The sequence below is a fragment of the Streptomyces sp. HNM0645 genome, from assembly GCF_030056615.1.
GTDB classification, from domain to species: Bacteria; Actinomycetota; Actinomycetes; order Streptomycetales; family Streptomycetaceae; genus Streptomyces; species Streptomyces marianii.
This window is the reverse complement of sequence record NZ_JASHLT010000042.1, coordinates 1-17,016: the sequence shown is the minus strand read 5'-3', so window position 1 is coordinate 17,016 and position 17,016 is coordinate 1. Positions and strand designations below refer to the sequence as shown.

Here is a 17,016-nt window from a genome sequence, read left to right as displayed (position 1 = left end):
GTCACGCACCCCTCTGCTGCTGAACTACCTTGCCGCTGGCAGCCGCGGGTGGCGCCAGGACTCCGATCACACGCACCATCGCCTCGCCCTGTGTGGCCAACTGCTCGATGAGCTGCTCGACCTCCACCGCGGTCTTCTGCACGCGCGTCTCCTCGTGCTTCCGCCGGATGCCGCTGAAGCTGAGCTGTTCGAACGTGGACAGGCTGGCCTTACGCCAGGCTGCCAAACGCTGCTCATATTCCACGAGTTGTTCCACCAGCGGAGTTTCCTGCTCGGTGCGCAGCGCGGCGATGTGCTCGCGGCTCGCCCTTACCGCCGCCGGGACCAGTGCTTGCAAGGCCGCCTTGTCCCCGGTGAACGGTCGGTTGAGCATCTTCGGCTTCACCCCGGCCCGCTCAAGCACTCCCACCAGGTCGTCGTCGAAGACCGGCGTGCCGCTTTCCAGGCCCGTCACACACATCCAGGCCAGCACGGTGGGGTGACCCTTGGCGTTGGTGTACATGCCCTGAACCAGGAAGATCGGTTCATCCACGTCCGCCGTGATGACCGGAGCGCGGTCGCGGCTCTGGTCCGAGCCGTTCCGGCGGTCCTGAGTGAGTCTGACGAGGACCTTGTCGGTGAGCCACTCCACCACCGGGTGCTGGTCCGTGAGGTAGCTGACGTCGGGCCAGCCGGAGGTCTCGGTGCGCTCCTGCTTGGTGATCGCGCCCTTGGCGCGGTTGCCGCTGCGCTCGCGGGCGCGGTCCAGCCGGTCCTGGCCGAACTGCTTGTCGAAGGTGACCCGGAGCTGGTCCAGGACCTGCCGCTCGTCCAGGTACGACTTGGGGAGGACCAGCAGGCGGCGCTGGAGTTCCCGGTCCGGGGTGAAGACCATCATCTTGGGGTGGTCGGCGTCCCAGTGCTTGCCGATGCGCTGCTCCGGGTTGTCGTAGACCTCCTCTAGGGCCTCTTCGACGAACGCGCGGGTGGAGGCGAACAGTTGCGGCACCCGGTAGCCCGGTGAGTCGCCGTCCGGGGTGTGGTCGGCGAGGAACGCCTCGAAGGGGTCCAGCGGGACCGACGGAACGGCAGCGTCGAACGGTTCCTCGTTCGCCAGGAGCCGTTCCATGATGGCGTTCGTCTCGGCGTCCTCGTCGCGCAGGCCCAGGATGGAGGCAGCCTCGCCGAGGGTGCGGTGGACCTCGTCCTCACGCTGCAGCAGGCGCTCGGACACCGCTCGGTCTGCCGAGGGGCGGTCGGGGTCCTCGTCGGCGGTGAGCAGCAACAGCGCGCGGATCTCGGGGCAGTGCTGCTGGCCGTAGCGGTCGATACGGCCGTTGCGCTGCTCGATGGTGATCAGCGACCAGGGCAGGTCGTAGTGGATCATCTGGTGGCACTGGCGGTGCAGGTTGACGCCCTCGGCGGCGATGTCGCCGGTGAGCAGGACCCGCAGTTCGCTGCTGGCCAGGCCGAAGTCCTTGACGGTGCGCTGCTGCTCGTCGTCGGAGAGGCCGCCGTGGAGCTGGCGGACGGCGCCGCTGGTCTTTCCCTTGCTCGGGGCGAAGCCGAGGGCCGCGGGCAGGGTGTCCTGCAGTATCTGAAGGGTGGCGCGGCGCTCGGAGAAGATGACGACACGGGTGTCGGAGCCGGGGCCGACCTTGATCTCCTCCTTGAGGACCTTCACCAGTTGCCGGAACTTGGCGGCGTCCTCGATGTCTATGGCCTCGGCGATGGTGCCGAGGTTGACCAGGGCGTCGCGTTCGGCCTGGCGCTCTTGTGGGTTGGTGCTCCGGTCGATGCTGTCGATCCGGTTGTCGACCGTTTCGACGAGCGCGGAGTGGGAGGAGAGGAAGGACTTCAGCAGCGTGTAGGGGAAGAGCCGGGCGCCCTTGCCGGAGACAGGGGCCGTGCGGCCGTCCTTCGGGTTGATCCAGACGTCGTAAAGCTCGTCGAAGACCCGCTGCTCGGCCGGGGTCGCCGTGCAGTCGATGGCGACGGGCGGCTTGCGCGTGGCCCACATGTGGCCGATCTCGGCCGAGACGTCGGGCGACATCTTGTGGCGCCGGATGTAGAGGTGCTGGAGCTGCGTCTCGTCGTAGTCGCTGGTGTTGGGGATGGCCGTCGGGTCGAGCAGGCTCAGCAGTTCGCCGAAGGACTCCCGCTGGCCGTTGTGCGGTGTGGCGCTCGCCAGGATCAGGGCGTCGGTCTTCGGCGCGAGGAGCTGCGCGAGGCGGTTGTTCTTCGTCCCGGTGTTGATGAGCTTGTGCGACTCGTCGATGACGACGGCGTCCCAGGTGACCTGCATGAGGTGGCTGCGCCAGCGGTCGGAGCGCAGGGTGTCGATCGAGATGATCGCGCGCTTGTAGTAGGAGAAGGGGTTGCGGCCGGCGGGGATGTCGTTCTTGATCCGCTCGATACCGGCCGAGTCCAGCCGCACCACCGGGATCGCGAACCGCGTCCACAGCTCGTGCTGGAACTGTTCCAGGATGTGCTTCGGCGTCACCACCAGGATGCGCTCGCCGCGTCCGCGCCTGATCAGTTCGGACAGCAGCAGCCCGACCTCAAGCGTCTTGCCGAGGCCGACCGCGTCCGCGATCAGCAGTCGGGGGCGGAGGGCGCGCAGGGCGGCCTTGGCGGGTTCACGCTGGTAGGCGAGGTCGTCGACGAGGTGGGTGCCCACGGTGGCGAGGCGCTGCTCGGAGAGGGGCAGCGGGGTCTTGCGGATCAACGCGTCGATGAACAGGCGCGAACGGCGGCACTCGGGGGAGTCGTCGGGGACGAGCTCGGTGTCCTCGGGACGCAGCGGGGTCACCTGGTCGAGGCCTTCGTGCGCGAAGAAGACCGCCCGCTGGTCGCGGACCAGGGGCGAGATGCCCCGTACGTCCAGGCGGGTGCCATCCTTGGCGGTCTCGGCGGCCTCCACGACCAGCCAGTCCTCGTCGCGGGCGCGGACCTGCATCCCGGCGGCGAACCGGACGCCACCGGACGCATCGCCCGGGACGTTGCCTGACGCACTGTCGGCGACGGTGGTCATCGGCGGGTCTCCTTCGATTGCTGCTCTGCTGCTGTGCCGCTGTGCCGTTCAAGCACTGGGCGTTTGTGGTTTGTGCGCGGGTTTGACGGGGTCAGCCGCCGTAGTCGCCGCGGCGGTCCTCGATACGGCTGCGCCATCGTGCGGCCCAGCGGTCCGGCATGGCGTCCGGCTGGGGCCCGGGATCGAGCGGCTCCGCGGGCCTGGGGAACGGCGCGGCCTCGGGCACCGGCTCAGGGGCGATGTCCGGAACGCCGTCCGGCTCGTCGGCCACCGCGGCATCGGGATCCGGTACGGCATCCGGTGCCTCGACCGGTGTGGCCTGCCGCTCCAGCACCGCCGCGAGGAACGCCTCCGGCAGCGGCGGGTACGCCTGCGCCTCCGTCGGCACGCCGAAGTCGAGCAGGCGTCCCATCGCCTCCTCCAGCACGTTCTGTGCCGTCGGCCGGTCCTCGGCGTCGAAGGCCAGCGTGTGGGTGACCAGGTCGAGCAGCGCGGGCGGGAGGCCGGTCAGGTCGGGCTGGATGTCCAGCGTCCGCTGTGCCGGCATCTGTGCGTAGAAGGGGACGTGGCCGGTCGCCGCGTGCGCCAGCGTCGCGCCGAGGCTGTAGACGTCCGACGCCTCGCTGGCCTTACGGGAGTCCGCCGCCTGTTCCGGTGCCATGTAGGAGAGGGTGCCGAGGGCCGCGCTCGCCGTGGTCAGGCCGGTACCGCCGCTGACGTGGGAGATGCCGAAGTCTATGACCCGGACGCCGTCCGTAGCGACCAGGACGTTGCCGGGCTTGAGGTCCCGGTGCAGTAAACGCACCGAGTGGATGTGCATCAGGGCGTCCGCGAGACCCGCTGCCAGCCACCACGCACCCAGCTCGCTGACCGGGCCGTGCTGCTCCACCAGCTCCAGCAGTGAGGGCGCGTTGATGTACTGGGTCGCGATCCAAGGCGTCGCCGCGTGTGGGTCGGCGTCCACCAGAGCGGCGGTGTGGAAGCCGCCGACGCGGCGGATCGCCTCCAGCTCCAGGGCGAAACGCTTGCGGAAGTACTCGTCCTCCGCGAGCTGAGGTCTGACGACCTTCACCGCGACCGGGCGGGTCGAACGGTAGCCCAGGTACACGACACCCATCGCGCCCTGCCCCAGTCGGCCGACCAGTCGGAAGTTCCCGACCGTCGTCGGGTCGCCCGCTCTGAGCGGCTGCAGCACCTTTGCCCCCGTACTGTCCTGACCTGGCTGGACGAGAGCGAGGTTATCAGCGGGTCGGTTCACTGATCCTTCGCCTCCTGGGACTCGCTCTTCCCCGAAGAGGCACTGATGGCCGACGGCGGTAGCAGGGCGCCCTTGGTCAGCCCGTCGTACGCGAGTGCACCGACCCGGTCGCCGATGGCGGCGGCCTCGCGCAGCAGTTCCTCGAAGGCGGCCAGACGCCGGAATGCCTCGCCGTACTCCCGCTGGCGCCCGATGTCCATCTGCGGAACCTGCGCACCCGAGGCGTTCAGGCGGAGGGTGCCACTGGCGGTGGTGCTGCGGCGGGTGTTGGCGGCGCTGCGCAGGAAACCGCGCAGGTAGTCGGTGTCGAGCTGGTCGGTCCGGGAGGTCGGCTCGGTGCCGTCCAGGTCGACCAGACCGCCCCGGACGAGATCGCCGACTCCCATCGGCGCGGCCTCGATGCGGCCGGGGCCGGCAGGGAGCTCGGGGAGCAGGTCGAACAGGTCCCTGGCGAGGCTCTGGACGCGGTCGCGCAGGGCGGCGTACTCGACGGGGTAGTCGCCGTGATGGGGGGTGACGTAGCGGCCGGGGCTCAGGTCGACGTCGTCGTCCAGGATGTCGACGGGCGGAACGTCTGCGATCTGCTCCGGCGTCGGTGCGCAGTCCTTCATGCCGATGCCGTTGCCGTTGCCGATGCCGTCCGGGTCGGCGGTGCTGAGGTCGATCATGCGGATGTGTGTCGGGGCGGGGTCGCCCTGGGCCGGTCGCCGCAGGATCCACAGGTGCACGGGCTGCGAGTGGCTGGACATCAGACCAGGCGGCAGTGCCACCACGGAGGCCAGCAGTCCTCGGCGGACCAGTTCGGCCCGGATACGGCGACCGGCCCTGCGGTATGCGACGGACGAGGGCAGCACCAGCAGCGCACGGCCGCCGGGGGCGGTATGGGCGTAGCAGTGCTGGACCCAGGCGAGTTCGCTCTCCGAGCGCGGGGGTACGCCCAGCTCCCAGCGGGGGTCGAGCAGCAGGTCGTCCCGCCCCCAGTCGACCACGCCCACCGGGGGATCGCAGACGACCAGATCGGCACGCAGGTCGGGGAAGGCGTCCTTGCGCAGCGAGTCTCCACGGGCCAGCGTGGCGGTCCTGCCGCCGAGCCGGGCGCGGAACTCGGCGATGGCCGCGGTCGCCGGATTGAGTTCCTGGCCGTACCGGTGAGCACTCGGGACGGCAGTGAGCAGCAGCGTCCCGATGCCGCACGCCGGGTCGTAGACCGTGCCGATTGTGCGGTCCGATGCTCCGGCTGCCTCGTCGGCCGGCCCGGCGAACGCCGCGACGATCCGCTCCAGGGCGAGGGTGGTCATCGGCTCACCGCCGCTGCGGGTTGTGGAGGCGATACAGCGCTCGACAAGGTCGGCGTAGAGGGCGTGTGCGCCACGTTCCGCGGACAAGGCGGTGAGGGCAGTCGCGGCGGGCTGGGCCAGCGGCTGCTCGGCGGTGGTTCCGAGCAACCGCGCGCCGACCGCGCCGAGTGCGGTGAGCAGGTCGTCGCCGTACTGAGCGCGCAGTTCGTGCCACAGGTCGACTTCAGCGGAGGTTTCCCGTCCCTTGCCCTGCCGGTCCAGCCACTGCTGGACTTCCGTGAGCGCGAAGAGGGGGCTGGTCGCGGTGCCGGCGGCGGGGCGCGGGAAGTCGGGGTGACGGCGGCGCCAGTTAGAGACGGCGGCACGGGTCACCCCGGCGAGGCGGGCGATCTCGGCAGCCGTGACGACCGCCGCGGGGGCGGATTCGTCGGCGGCCATGACGGGACCGTACACACCTCAAAGGGCATAGGCAAGATGCCTACGTTAACATCGCTAACAGTGCGGTGACATTCCTGCCCATTTCGGAATCCAAGGAGCGAGGAACCGCACCTCAAGGGGGCAAACGGTCAGCCTACGAGTGAGAAGGTCAACCCTCGTTGCCGTGGCACGCGGCGAAGCCGATGAAGGCCGCCCATGCGGTGCGGTCCATGATGAGTGCGGGGCCGGTGACCGCCTTCGAGTCCCGGACGTGGACGGTCCGTCGCGAGGCCGCCACCTCCACGCACTCGCCGCCTTCTTCGCTGCTGTAACTGCTCTTGATCCACGTCAGCCGAGATTCAGCCGACTCGACCTTCTCGACCTTCATAGCGCCCCCAGCAACTTCTCGACGTAGGCCAGCGATTCCCGAGGCGTGAGTGCCTGCGCACGAAGGATCCCGTACTTCACCTCAAGCCCCCGGACGAGGTGTCGTTCCGTGTGCACGTGGCGCACGTTCTGTACCTCGACGTACGCGATCCTGCGTCCTCCCCTGGTCTCGGTCAAGGTGAAGGGGCCTGCCAGTCCTGCGTTCTCCTCTTGGCTCAGCGGCATGATCTGCACCTCCACCGTTCGTTTCTGGCCTGTGAGAAGGACCTGCTCCAACTGGCCTCTCAGGATGCCTCGTCCTCCGATCGGCCTTCGTAGGACCGACTCGTCGATGACGAAACTCATGAGTGGCGCCGGGCGTTTGGTGAAGATGTTCTGGCGTGCCAATCGAGCAGCCACACGCTGGTCGACTACTTCCTCTTCCAGGGGTGGGCGCATCATCGCGAATACAGCCCGCGCGTACTCCTCCGTCTGCAACAGACCCGGCACCGCCTGGTTGGCGTACACATGCAGCTCAACGGCCTCGGCCTCCAGCCGCGCCGCATCCCGGAAGAACGCCGGATAACGCGCCCGCGCCACCTCCTCCTTCATCGCCCGCAGGACGCCGCCCGCGTTCAGCACCTCGTCCGCCCTGTCGATCAGCTCCGGCTTGGGGATGCGTCGGCCGAGCTCGACCGACGTGATCTGGTCCTCCCCGTAACCGAGCCGGGAGCCCAACTCGGCCCGGGTCAGCCCGGCCCGCTCCCGAAGCAGCTTCAACTGCTGCCCGAAGCACCGCAGGAAGCCCGCCCCGTCGTCCTGCTCCGCCATGCCCGCCACCTCCGGCAACCTGTCCGCCCACGGCTCTGGTACGCGGCTGTACACGGTGAGGCCACCGCACGCAGCGCGATAGGGCACGCTACGCACGGTGGCGGAACAGTCGAGCCTGAACGTCCACAAGTTCCCCCGTACGAGGACTTGCCCCTGCCTGTACGTCCGTCGCGACGATCTGTACAGACCAGCCCCGTACAGGCGTCGTCGCTGGTCAGCGCCGCACGGCCCCCGTCAGGCTCGCTGCCATGGAATCCTCGGACACCGCCATCGCACCGACGCCCCAACCACCGGCTGCCCAACACGAGTTCGCCATGTGTTTCACCTCCACACGGCGCGGTGCCCGCCTCGCCCGCCGTCTCGTCTCGCATCGGCTGGACCAGTGGGGATACGCCCACGACTCCGCAGCGAACGAGACCCTCACCCTCATCGCGGCCGAACTCGCCGCCAACGCCGTGCGGCACGGCCACGTGCCTGGCCGGGACTTCCACCTCCGGCTGACGGCAACCCGCGACACCCTCCGCGTCGAGGTGACGGACACCCGCACCGAGCGGGTGCCGCCCCGGTCCGTTCCTGAAGTGCCCGGCGATGCGGAGTCCGGCCGGGGGCTGCTGCTCGTGGCCCGGCTGGCGACCCGCTGGGGCACCGACCCGCGCCCCGCCGCACCCGGGAAGACCGTGTGGGCGGAGCTGACTCCACGACGGAGCGGAACGGCGATGCGCTGAGCCGGCGGGTCAGCGGGCCGGCTTCTCCGGACGCACGGTCCTGCGCTCCGGCGCCCGGAACTCCGCCTGCTCCCGGCGCATGTCCGCGTAGAGGTCGGTGACCCGGGACTTGGCCGCGTCCACCCGGGCGAGGTCGCCTTGCCGAGCCGCCTCGGTCAGCATGTCGCCGGTCTGCTGGATGCGTTGCTGCAACGCGGCGTTGACCCCGTTGTGCGAGGCGAAGGCCAGAGCGCTCATCACTTTGTACAGGTCCTCTCCGAGGCGGCGCCGGATGCTCAGCACCTCTTCGGCGATCTTGTGTCCGCGGTCGAAGTCCGCCGCCTCGCGCATCGACTTCAGGGCGCTGCGGTGGCGCAGCATCGCCTCAAGGTCCTCGTCCGGCATCAGCTCGGCCACGTGATGCGGATAGCGGTATGCTAGAGCCGTGGCCCAGCGCACGCTCTGCTGACGTTCCAGCAGGACATCCGCATCTTCCAGGAGTGTGTCCAGGGAACGCCCGGGAGCCTCGCCCCTGACGACCTGCTCCAGTGCGGTCGCCGTCTCTGCCAGGACCGCGGATTCCGCCGGGGTGAGCTCATGGCGCCAGTCGGCGAGGAACGTCTGGAACCGTCCGTGTGTCTCCCGCGCCCGCCTGCGGAACTCCGGGGGCAGCGGGTTGCGTCGGAAGACGGCCGGGGTGAACGAGGATCCGTCGAGCCGGGTCTCCAGCCGGATCGAGCGGTCCCCGTCCAGGTGCACGGCGATGGTGAGGGCTTTGGTGCCCGTGCTTCCCTCGGGCAGTTCGTACATGGAGACGCCGCAGAGGTCGTTGCGCTCCGCAGGCTGGAGGTCTCCCTCGTGCAGGGCGATCTCCAGCATGTCCCCGGGATTGGCGGTGAGCTGGAAATCGTGCCGGATCGGCTGCTCTGTCGGGTAGCGGGTGCCCGCCTCGACCAGAACCACCAGACTGCCGTCGCTGGTACGGACGCCGATGGGACGAGGGGTCACATCGGACGGGGCCGCGACGGGCAGCTCCGCTTTGCAGAGTGAGCACCAGGCGAGGCCCGGCTGGTTCACGAACGCGCAGCTCGGGCATTTCAGACCGCCGCTGTCGCGCAGTTTCGCCCCGCACAGGTCGCACTCCATCGCGTCTGGACCGTTCTCCTCTCCGCACTCACCGCAGACGGACGGGGCGGGCGGTGCGGGCCGCTGGGCCGAGAGCGCGGAGAGGTCCGACGCGCAGACGGGGCACGAGCCGGTGTTCTCGGGCGCAGGGACGTGGCAGGCCGGGCATTCGACCGTCGGAGTGCCGACGAGCGGGGTGGCGCAGTCGGAACAGGTGTCGGCGTCCAACGGGCAGGTCGCGCGGCAGTCGGGGCAGTCAAGGGTGTCGACGAGCGCCGACTGGACGGCCGCACCGAGCGCGACGCACGTCATCGGGTCCACGTCCGTACGCAGTTTCTCGCGGCCGAAGAGCTCCGCCAGTCGTTCCGCCACCAGGGGGATGGCGCTCGAGCCACCGACCAGGAGGACCTGGTTGATGTCCTCCGGTAGCAGGGACGCCTCCGTCACGGTCCGCCGGGTCAGGTCGACGGTCTCCTCGATCCGCTCGGCGATCAGGTTCTCGAAGTGCTTCCGGTCGACGGTCTCCGAGAGGACGGCGCCCGACTCGCCGAGCGGAGACACGATCACCTCGGTCGAGGACGCCGCCGACAGGCGGATCTTGGCGTGCTCCGCGGCCTTCCGGATCTTTGAGGCGTCACCCGGCAGGGGTTCGTGTCCGGGGCTGCGCTCGTTGAGGAGTCCCTGCAGGTGATCGGCCAGGCTGCCGTCGAAGTCCGTACCGCCGAGCAGGTTGTCCCCGCCCACGCCGAGCACATCGACGAACCCGGGCATCAGCGTCAGGATCGAGACGTCGAAGGTGCCACCGCCGAGGTCGTAGACGAGGACGGTTGCCTGGTCAGCATCATGAGCGCGTCCGAGGCCGTGCGCGAGCGCTGCCGACGTGGGTTCCATGAGCACTCGTACCACGTGGAACCCGGCCAGTCTGCCCGCCTCACGGGTGGCCGCGATCTGCCGTTCGCCGAAGTACGCGGGCGCGGTTATCACGGCGCGGGTGAACTCCGTACCAAGGCGTTCCTCCGCGTCCCGCTTGAGCCGCCTGAGGATGATCGCGGAGATCTGGACCGGGGTGTAGTCGTGGTCTCCGAGTCTGATCAGGATTCCGCCGTCCGGCCCCTCGGTGATCTCCGGACCGACCTGCCCCATACCCAGGACGGCCTGCCGCACCTTCGGGTCCTTGAACTGGCGGCCCATGAGGCGCTTGACCGTGGCGATCACCCGCGAGGCGTCCCGCTCCAGCCAGTTCAGTGCCTCCCGCCCGACCAGGAGGGTTCCGTCTCCGGAGAGGCCCACGACCGACGGAGTCCCGCTCTCCTCCGGTGCGGTCGCGATGACCTCCGGTTCGCCGTCCTTGATCCAGGCCATGACCGAATTGGTGGTGCCGAGGTCGATTCCGAGTGTCCTGTGCACTTCAGGCTTCCTGTTCTTGGAGTGGGCGGGCTGCGGTACCGGGCAGTGGAGGGGGTTCCGCAGTGGGCGGGTCAGGAACGGCGGCGAGTACGGCGCTTGTGCCGCGGCAGCCGCCGAGGCTGCCGTCGTGCCGTCGTCGACCGGCCGGGCTGCTCCGGCTCCCTCACCGGTTCCTGAGACGGTTCCGGGCCAGGGCCGATGTCAGGGTCGGAGCCGGGGACGGCGACCACGACCTCGGCTGTCCGCAGCACCTGCTGCCCCAGGTAGAAGCCTGGTACGCGTTCCTCCAGTACCAGGTCGGCGGGGTGCCTGGATGTGGGACGGGCACCCACGACCCGTGCGATCCCGGGTTCGGCGCGCTGGTGCACGAGGTCCATCGGCCTGACATCCGCGGTCAGCAACTGGCGGCGCAGCAGCCTGTGCGCGGCGGACACCTGTTCCGTCAGGCTCGCCAGCGGCGCGGCGGCGTGATGCGGCACCGTGGAGTGCCGGCGTGCCGACCAGCGCAGGGACTCCGCGAGCGCGTCGTCGACGTCGAGCAGGCCGGTGAGCAGGCGGCGGAGCGACGTCTCCCACTCGGCGTCCTTCCGGGCCAGTTCGTCCTCGTACTGGGCACGCCGCCGCTCCAACGCCTCGCACCGTCTGCGCAGTTGCGCGATCAGACGTTCGGAGTCGGAGTCGGGCTGTGCGGAGGACGGTGCGGTCAACGCGGGCTCCCGGGACGTTGAAGGGGCGTGAGGCGTACAGAGGCGGATCACCGAGCGGTCGTGGGGCCGTCAGCCGGACGGCGGGGCGAAGCTCGCCGGGTCGGGCATCAGGGGGGCGACTCGGGACATGTGCCGACGGGCCTCGGCGAGCAGCGCACCGCTCGCATCGGACGGCAGTGCGCCGGGCAGCGGTGTCAGCAGCTCCGCCACCCGACGTTCTCCGGGGCGGGAGAGGGCGTTGCGCGCCCGGGAGAGGCGGTCGCGCAGTTCACGATCGCGCCGGGCCGCCTTCGAGCACCGTTGGTAGGCGGCCAGGACGTCGGCCCTGGACGCGCCGACCTCCAGACCCAGTACCTCGTACGGAGAATTGCCGAACATGGACATGGTCACCCCGTGTCGTCCCCTCACCACAGCTGATCGGCATCACCCGGCCCGAAAAGAGCCAGCGGATGCGTCGGGTCGTACTTGCGAACCGCCCGTACGTCGGCGTGGGCGGCGACGGTGTCGCCCTCGGAGAGGCGTCGTCGGGCGCGTCCGGCGTAGGCCTCGGCGACGGCCCTGTCGAATCCGCTCCGGTCCTCGGCGTCTCGTGGGCACCGGCGGACGAACCGTATGGCCTCGTCGTAGTCCTCGTTCCGGCACAACAGTCCTACGAGGTGGGCCAGGAGCGCGGCCTGTTCGTCGGCGACACCCGGGAGGACTTCGTAGGTGCGGGCGACGGCGATCACGTCAAGCGCGTGCCGCAGCTCGTCCTCGTCGGACACGTCGACCGGAAACGCTCGTTCGCAGAGTCCGTTCGCGACGGCCTCCTTCGGCCCCCGCCCCGGAGCCCAGTCGTCCGAGCCCGGCTCCAGGAGGCCGCGGGCCTCCCTCATCAGACCCGTGGCCTCGGCGCGGGCGCCGGTCAGGGCCACATCGAGGGAGCGCTCGTACAGAGCCGTTGCCAAGGCCTTGCGGACGGGCCGGAGGGTCGCGTCGCGGTCAAGGATCCTGCGCAGCTCCGCGATGGCACGTGTGAGCACGGACACGGGCTGTTTCTGGAGGAGGTCTTCGGCCCACCGGGTGTCGGATTCGTTCAGCGCTGCGACGACGGATTCGTTCGAAGGATCCAGCTCGTACGCCTGAGCGAAGCGGGCACGTGCCCTGTCCTGGTCCCCCTGCTGCTGGGCCTGCCGGCCCAGGTGCACGCACCCGACAGCCAGGTTCCGCTTCAGTTCCTCGTCTTCCGGTGCCAGGTCGAGGGCGCGCTGGAGAAGGCCGGTATACGCCTGCCAGTCCGGCCTGACACGGTTCTGCACCAGAGCGAGTCCGGCCTGCCGGCCTGCCCGACCGATCTCCTCCTCGTGGAGGGTGAGCGAGGCGCCAGCGCTCGCCGCGTCCTCGAAGTCCCGTACTGCGTCGGACCAGCGCTTGGCCTTCAGATGGTCGAGCGCCCGAGCGACCAGTGCCGCGCCGAGGACGCGCTGCGGGCCGTGCGGAGGGCCGGCGTCCCCCGGGGCCCGGGGTTCCGTCGCCGTCCCGGCCTCGAGTGCGGCGATGACCTGGTCGAACCTGCCGGTCTCCAGGAGCACCGTGTAGCGCCCCTCGGGTGACATCAGATCACGGAGCCGATCGCCGCTCGCCGCACCCGAGCGGCCCGCGTCCGACACCCAGCCGTCGACCTCCTCGGCCAGGGCCTTCCATGGGGCTCCGGCCGACCGCAGGAGGTCGAGGAAGCCGGGGCCGAAAGCGAGGTCGCCGCCGGCTTGAACGGGCCATCCGCAGTCCGCCGTGGCCAGGACCCCGGCCAGGCAACGGGCAGCGGCGAGCTCGACATCCCAGGCCAGCTCCAGGCTGTCCACCACCGGCCGTTCCGCAGCCCTGTCGTCGTCCCGCAGGACCTGGCGGATACGCTCGGCTACCTGGTCCGAGGCATCCTTCCGCTCGGCGGGCGTCCATGGGTGCCCGGAGCGCCGTGCCAGTTCCTGCCAGTAAGAGGCGGAGTGCAGAACCATCGCCCAGCAGGCCATGGCCTGCCGTACGGACGCCAGACGCCTCCGGCTGTCCGTCTCGGTGTCGTCCGCGAAGACCCGGAGAGCCTCGACGGCCAGGGCGTGCACGACCACGGTGTCGACCGGTCTCGCCAGCCAGTCCTCGTACCGGACTTGCCACGCCTCGGCGTGCCGACCCGCACGGCTCAGCCCACGGGCCCTCCAATGGCGCAGCCACTCGTACGGTGCCGGGAACGACGAGGACGCCGTGTCAGACACCGGGACACTCACCCGTTCCAGGTCCGTGTCGGCGAGCGTCATGGACGCTCGGTACAGCACAAGCGCCTTGCGCCGCTCCTTCGCGAACGCGTCGAGCACGTCGCTCTGTTCACCGAAGCCCACGGTATGTTCCGGGGCGAGGCACGCCAGCAGTGCCTGCGCTGTGGCCGAGTTCGCAGCGCCGGCCCATGGAGCGAGCGCCTCTGCGGCGGCCTTGACACGGTCGGCCAGAATCGCCGCATGCACCAGGTTGTGCACTGCCACATCGAGGCACGGGCCGCAGCGGGAGACCTCGTCCATGCTTTCGGCGCCGTGCGCCGCGCAGAACCAGCGGGAGCACTGGCCACACCGGTTGTCGGCAGGTGAGGTGCAGTCGTCGTTGTGGCAGGGCTCGGTCGACTCGGGCGGACGGGCACCGACGGTTCCTGAAGGAACCAGCGACCGGATGTACCAGTCACAGCACTCCGTCCAGTTGCCGGCGCGAGCCGCGAGTGCCCCGCGCAAGGCAGCGTGGCGGGCGTCGATCACCGCGTGGCCGGTGTCGGCGTCGCGTTCCAACAGCCGCAGATGGCTGACGGCAAGCGCGAAGTTTCCGTGGGCGTAGGCGGCAACGGCCCGCTCGAACGCAGCGGATGGCCTCTCGGCCGTTCCCCCGTTTACCCCGCCCTCGTTCGGCGCGGAGTGTGACACCACCGTTCCCCTCCGGTTTTGCCGTCGGCACGGACGCCGTCGCCCAAGGCCCCCTGTTGACTCTGCATATGCCTGTGCAGCATAGAGTCTCAGGTGGCGTCCTCGAACAACTGCCGCATCAACTCCGTCTGGAAAAGGCCCACTTCGGCCCGGACTTCCATCAGTCCGCAGATGGCCCGCCGAGGCGATGTCGGGCACCGGTGAGAGATCTCGCTGGCTGAGACAAGCGCCGACCGGCACGAGTTCCGACGGCGCAGTGGCGAGCGGTACGGGCGGCGGAGTGCGATCGCGCCTGCCCGCCTTGCGCAGCGGCGTGACGGTGGGACGAGGTCGACCGAGGGAAATCAGCCGCTCGACGGTCCGTCACCGGTGGCGTCACGGCACTGATCGCTTCCCTCCCCGTCACGTGTCGAGTGTGAACAGGCGACTGACCAAATCCGGGTAACTGAGGCCTGCTTCGGCGAGAATCTTCCTGAGAGCTTCCGGCGGGCCCTTCTGCAGCGGGGCCGGGGAACCGACGCGGCCGGGTACCGCGGAAAGGTCGCCGCCGCTGAACCGTGATTCCGGTGTGGCGGGGAGTCGTACCTGGTAGGTGCGCCAGACGCGTGCCGGGGGATTCAGCAGGACCAGGTAGGGGTCCGCCCATGCCATGAAGGCCCAGCGGTTCTTGCTGCGGGCCCGTACAAGCACGCCGTCGGCGTGGTGCCGCCCGAGTCGTTCGGCGGCCTTGGCCACGACCGGAAGCGGATTGCCGAAGGAGCCCGTGATCTCCCAGAGCCCGTCCTCGCACACGACCGACCAGCCAGCCGCGGTGAGCCCCTCGATCGCCTCCGCGTAGGGGTCGTCCTCCTGCGCCAGCGCGATGAGTCCGTCCACCTCGCTCCAGGGCGCGACGCGGGCGAGCGCCCGCTCCGGCGGGATCATCAGGTCCTCCGCCTCGGCGGGCTCGGCACGCGCGATCATCGTCTTGCTGCCGTGCCAGGTGCGGGCCGCCAGTACGTCGTGCTCGGCGCCGCCGGTGAAGGTGGCGTCCTGGGCGAGCAGTGTCATCACCACGGCCGCCACCGCGTCCAGCCGTCGCCGGGTCTCGGGCGGATCATCGTGGTCCGCCTCGGCCGTCAGGTCTTCGGAACCGAGTGCTTCGAGGAGGCGGCTGAGCCCGTCGCGCCAGCTCTGGTCCTGCTCGTCCCAGACTCCGGCGGCCAGGAGCTGGACGTACAGGCCGGCCACGAGCAGCCGGACCGGAACCGGTGCTGCGGCTGAATCGTCAGGGCCCGTGAGCGCCGCGACCCAGCGCTGGGCCCAGGCGCGGAAACGGGCACGCTGCTCCGGCGCGACGTACGGGGCGACCGGCACGCTCGTGGTGGGGAGGTCCACCTCCTCCGTCTCGTCCTCGTGCTCTTCGTCGTCCTCCTCGCGCACGCCAAGAGTGACCGCCGACACGATCCACCGCGACGACGGTGCCTGCGGCAGGTCGAGCGGCGAGGTGCCGAACGCCAGATCCGTCAACGGTGCCCCGATCATCCGGCGGCAGTCGGCGAGGTAGGCGTCCCAGCGGTCGACGCCGCTCGATGTCACCGAGCCCGCTGTCGCCTCTCCCGCCGGGCTCACCCGGGGAGCGGACGTTCCGGCGGTGAGTTCGCGCAGGCGCAGCAGATCGGCTTCGAAACGGCGTGCGGCACGCTCGTCGGCGAACAGGGTCTGCACCGTGTAGTCGTATCTCAGCCGGGGACCGCTGTCGGCGCTGTGGCGCCGTGCGCAGTGCACGGGGCTGTAGACGAAGACGACGGCGGATTCGGCAGTGGTGCCGTCAGGACGAGCGCACGTGGCGCGAACCGCCGCACCAGGAACCTCGGGCAGCGGGAAGGAGCAGGCCGCCGCCCCCGCCGGAATGGTTCCGGTCCGTGTCCAGGAACCCGGTGAACCGTCCGGAGACGTGCTGATCACCACGGGCAGGGGCTGGGGGTGCGCCAGAGAGACGTGCAGGCCTTCGCTGTCCGCCTTCGCGCCCAGCAGGACGAGCGTGTGACCGGTGGACTGGAAGGGCCGGATGGTGCGGCCCGTCAGGCTCGCGAGTGAGGTGACGCGCCCCTGTTCGGGAAGCAGCGGCGCGGTGTCGGCGGCGAGTACGGCGAGCTCGCAGTTGCCGCCGTCCCGGGTGCTGGTGCACAGCGCGGCGCGGGTCAGATTCGGGCTCCCGGTGAGAGCGTATCGGCGGCCGCCGGCCTGCCACTCGACGAACTTGCCGTGCCGCATCCGAGTCTCCTCGAGAAAACGGATCTGCGCGTCGAAGCCGCCGAGTGCCCTCTTGATCGCTCCGGCGTCATAGCTGGACCAGCGAGGCTGGAGCCCGAGGATGGTGCGGCGGGGTGTCAGACGGCCGACCAGCTCGCTGAGGGCATGACTGGCCTCGTCGACGAACGGGGCGTACGCGTGCAGTTCGTCGACAGGACCGAGCGGCAGTTGGTCCAACAGACTCTCCTGGAGATTGTGCAGAAGCCGGGCACCGGATTCCGGTCCGGCCGGGGCGTTGACATGCCGTTCGGTCAGAAGGGCAGCCAGTTCCGCCAGATGACTCGCCGACCAGGGGGCCAGTTCCACGGCGGAGGGCAGTGCGTCCAACCAGTCGGCGAGGTCGGCCAGGAGGGCGTGGGAGTCGTCGTCCTCGGTCTCCACCACCGTCCACAGCTCGTCGTTGGCGCCCCAGCCGGACAGCGTCGGGTTCCCCGAACCCACCGCGAGCCGGCAGGCGTGTTCTCCGATCAGAAGGACGACCTTGGGATGGAACGCACGCCGGCAGGAGGCTAGCCTGCCTGTTTCACTTGCCGCGGTGTCCGGATCTTGATCCGAAACGCGAAAGTGCCCTCTGAGCTGGGAAGATGAGGCTTGTCGAAGGTCTCTGTCATCCCAGCAGGAAGGCACTTTCTGCGTGCACACTACCGCCTCGCGCC

11 protein-coding genes are annotated in these 17,016 nt (G+C 69.9%); 1 reads left to right on the top strand and 10 read right to left on the bottom strand.

The features are described from left to right. Position 1: 1 nt before the first annotated feature. From QMZ92_RS25625 to QMZ92_RS25605, 5 genes are all read right to left on the bottom strand, one after another. Complete coding sequence (locus QMZ92_RS25625) at positions 2 to 3,013, bottom strand: DEAD/DEAH box helicase (protein WP_283299844.1); 3,012 nt, start codon at positions 3,011 to 3,013, stop codon at positions 2 to 4. 91 nt (positions 3,014 to 3,104) lie between these two features. Next, the gene (locus QMZ92_RS25620) at positions 3,105 to 4,208 is read right to left on the bottom strand and encodes a serine/threonine-protein kinase (RefSeq protein ID WP_283299843.1); all 1,104 of its coding nucleotides are present in this window, start codon (positions 4,206 to 4,208) and stop codon (positions 3,105 to 3,107) included. Between the two features lie 59 nt (positions 4,209 to 4,267). After that, the gene (locus QMZ92_RS25615; protein ID WP_283299842.1) at positions 4,268 to 6,007 is read right to left on the bottom strand and encodes an N-6 DNA methylase; all 1,740 of its coding nucleotides are present in this window, start codon (positions 6,005 to 6,007) and stop codon (positions 4,268 to 4,270) included. Positions 6,008 to 6,155: 148 nt separating this feature from the next. Then, the gene (locus QMZ92_RS25610; RefSeq protein WP_283299841.1) at positions 6,156 to 6,374 is read right to left on the bottom strand and encodes a DUF397 domain-containing protein; all 219 of its coding nucleotides are present in this window, start codon (positions 6,372 to 6,374) and stop codon (positions 6,156 to 6,158) included. Continuing rightward, positions 6,371 to 7,183: a helix-turn-helix domain-containing protein gene (locus QMZ92_RS25605; protein ID WP_283299840.1), complete on the bottom strand. Its 813-nt coding sequence runs from the start codon at positions 7,181 to 7,183 to the stop codon at positions 6,371 to 6,373. Before QMZ92_RS25605 ends, QMZ92_RS25610 begins: the two co-directional genes overlap by 4 nt. Before the next feature lie 248 nt (positions 7,184 to 7,431). Here QMZ92_RS25605 and QMZ92_RS25600 point away from each other — a divergent pair, with 248 nt between their 5' ends. Beyond that, positions 7,432 to 7,908 carry an ATP-binding protein gene (locus QMZ92_RS25600; protein ID WP_283299839.1) on the top strand — a complete coding sequence of 159 codons (477 nt, stop codon included), beginning with the start codon at positions 7,432 to 7,434 and terminating at the stop codon, positions 7,906 to 7,908. 9 nt (positions 7,909 to 7,917) lie between these two features. Here QMZ92_RS25600 and QMZ92_RS25595 read toward each other — a convergent pair whose 3' ends face one another. From QMZ92_RS25595 to QMZ92_RS25575, 5 genes are all read right to left on the bottom strand, one after another. After that, positions 7,918 to 10,419 (bottom strand): Hsp70 family protein, encoded by a 2,502-nt coding sequence (locus QMZ92_RS25595; protein WP_283299838.1) that lies wholly within the window; start codon positions 10,417 to 10,419, stop codon positions 7,918 to 7,920. A 71-nt stretch (positions 10,420 to 10,490) separates the two neighbouring features. Next, the gene (gene grpE, locus QMZ92_RS25590) at positions 10,491 to 11,126 is read right to left on the bottom strand and encodes a nucleotide exchange factor GrpE (protein ID WP_283299837.1); all 636 of its coding nucleotides are present in this window, start codon (positions 11,124 to 11,126) and stop codon (positions 10,491 to 10,493) included. Between the two features lie 69 nt (positions 11,127 to 11,195). After that, the gene (locus QMZ92_RS25585; protein ID WP_283299836.1) at positions 11,196 to 11,504 is read right to left on the bottom strand and encodes a hypothetical protein; all 309 of its coding nucleotides are present in this window, start codon (positions 11,502 to 11,504) and stop codon (positions 11,196 to 11,198) included. Positions 11,505 to 11,530: 26 nt separating this feature from the next. Next, positions 11,531 to 14,065, bottom strand: coding sequence for a tetratricopeptide repeat protein (locus QMZ92_RS25580; protein WP_283299834.1), 2,535 nt, complete (start codon positions 14,063 to 14,065; stop codon positions 11,531 to 11,533). A gap of 402 nt (positions 14,066 to 14,467) precedes the next feature. Next, a complete protein-coding gene (locus tag QMZ92_RS25575) occupies positions 14,468 to 16,801 on the bottom strand; it encodes a phospholipase D-like domain-containing protein (protein WP_283299832.1) in 2,334 nt (777 codons plus the stop codon). Positions 16,802 to 17,016: the final 215 nt, after the last annotated feature.

What these genes read in the sequence shown, in the direction of transcription:
- QMZ92_RS25625 (WP_283299844.1), bottom strand. Translation starts at nt 3,013, where the DNA reads ATGACCACCGTCGCCGACAGTGCGTCAGGCAACGTCCCGGGCGATGCG.
- QMZ92_RS25615 (WP_283299842.1), bottom strand. Translation starts at nt 6,007, where the DNA reads ATGGCCGCCGACGAATCCGCCCCCGCGGCGGTCGTCACGGCTGCCGAG.
- QMZ92_RS25610 (WP_283299841.1), bottom strand. Translation starts at nt 6,374, where the DNA reads ATGAAGGTCGAGAAGGTCGAGTCGGCTGAATCTCGGCTGACGTGGATC.
- QMZ92_RS25605 (WP_283299840.1), bottom strand. Translation starts at nt 7,183, where the DNA reads ATGGCGGAGCAGGACGACGGGGCGGGCTTCCTGCGGTGCTTCGGGCAG.
- QMZ92_RS25600 (WP_283299839.1), top strand. Translation starts at nt 7,432, where the DNA reads ATGGAATCCTCGGACACCGCCATCGCACCGACGCCCCAACCACCGGCT.
- QMZ92_RS25585 (WP_283299836.1), bottom strand. Translation starts at nt 11,504, where the DNA reads ATGTTCGGCAATTCTCCGTACGAGGTACTGGGTCTGGAGGTCGGCGCG.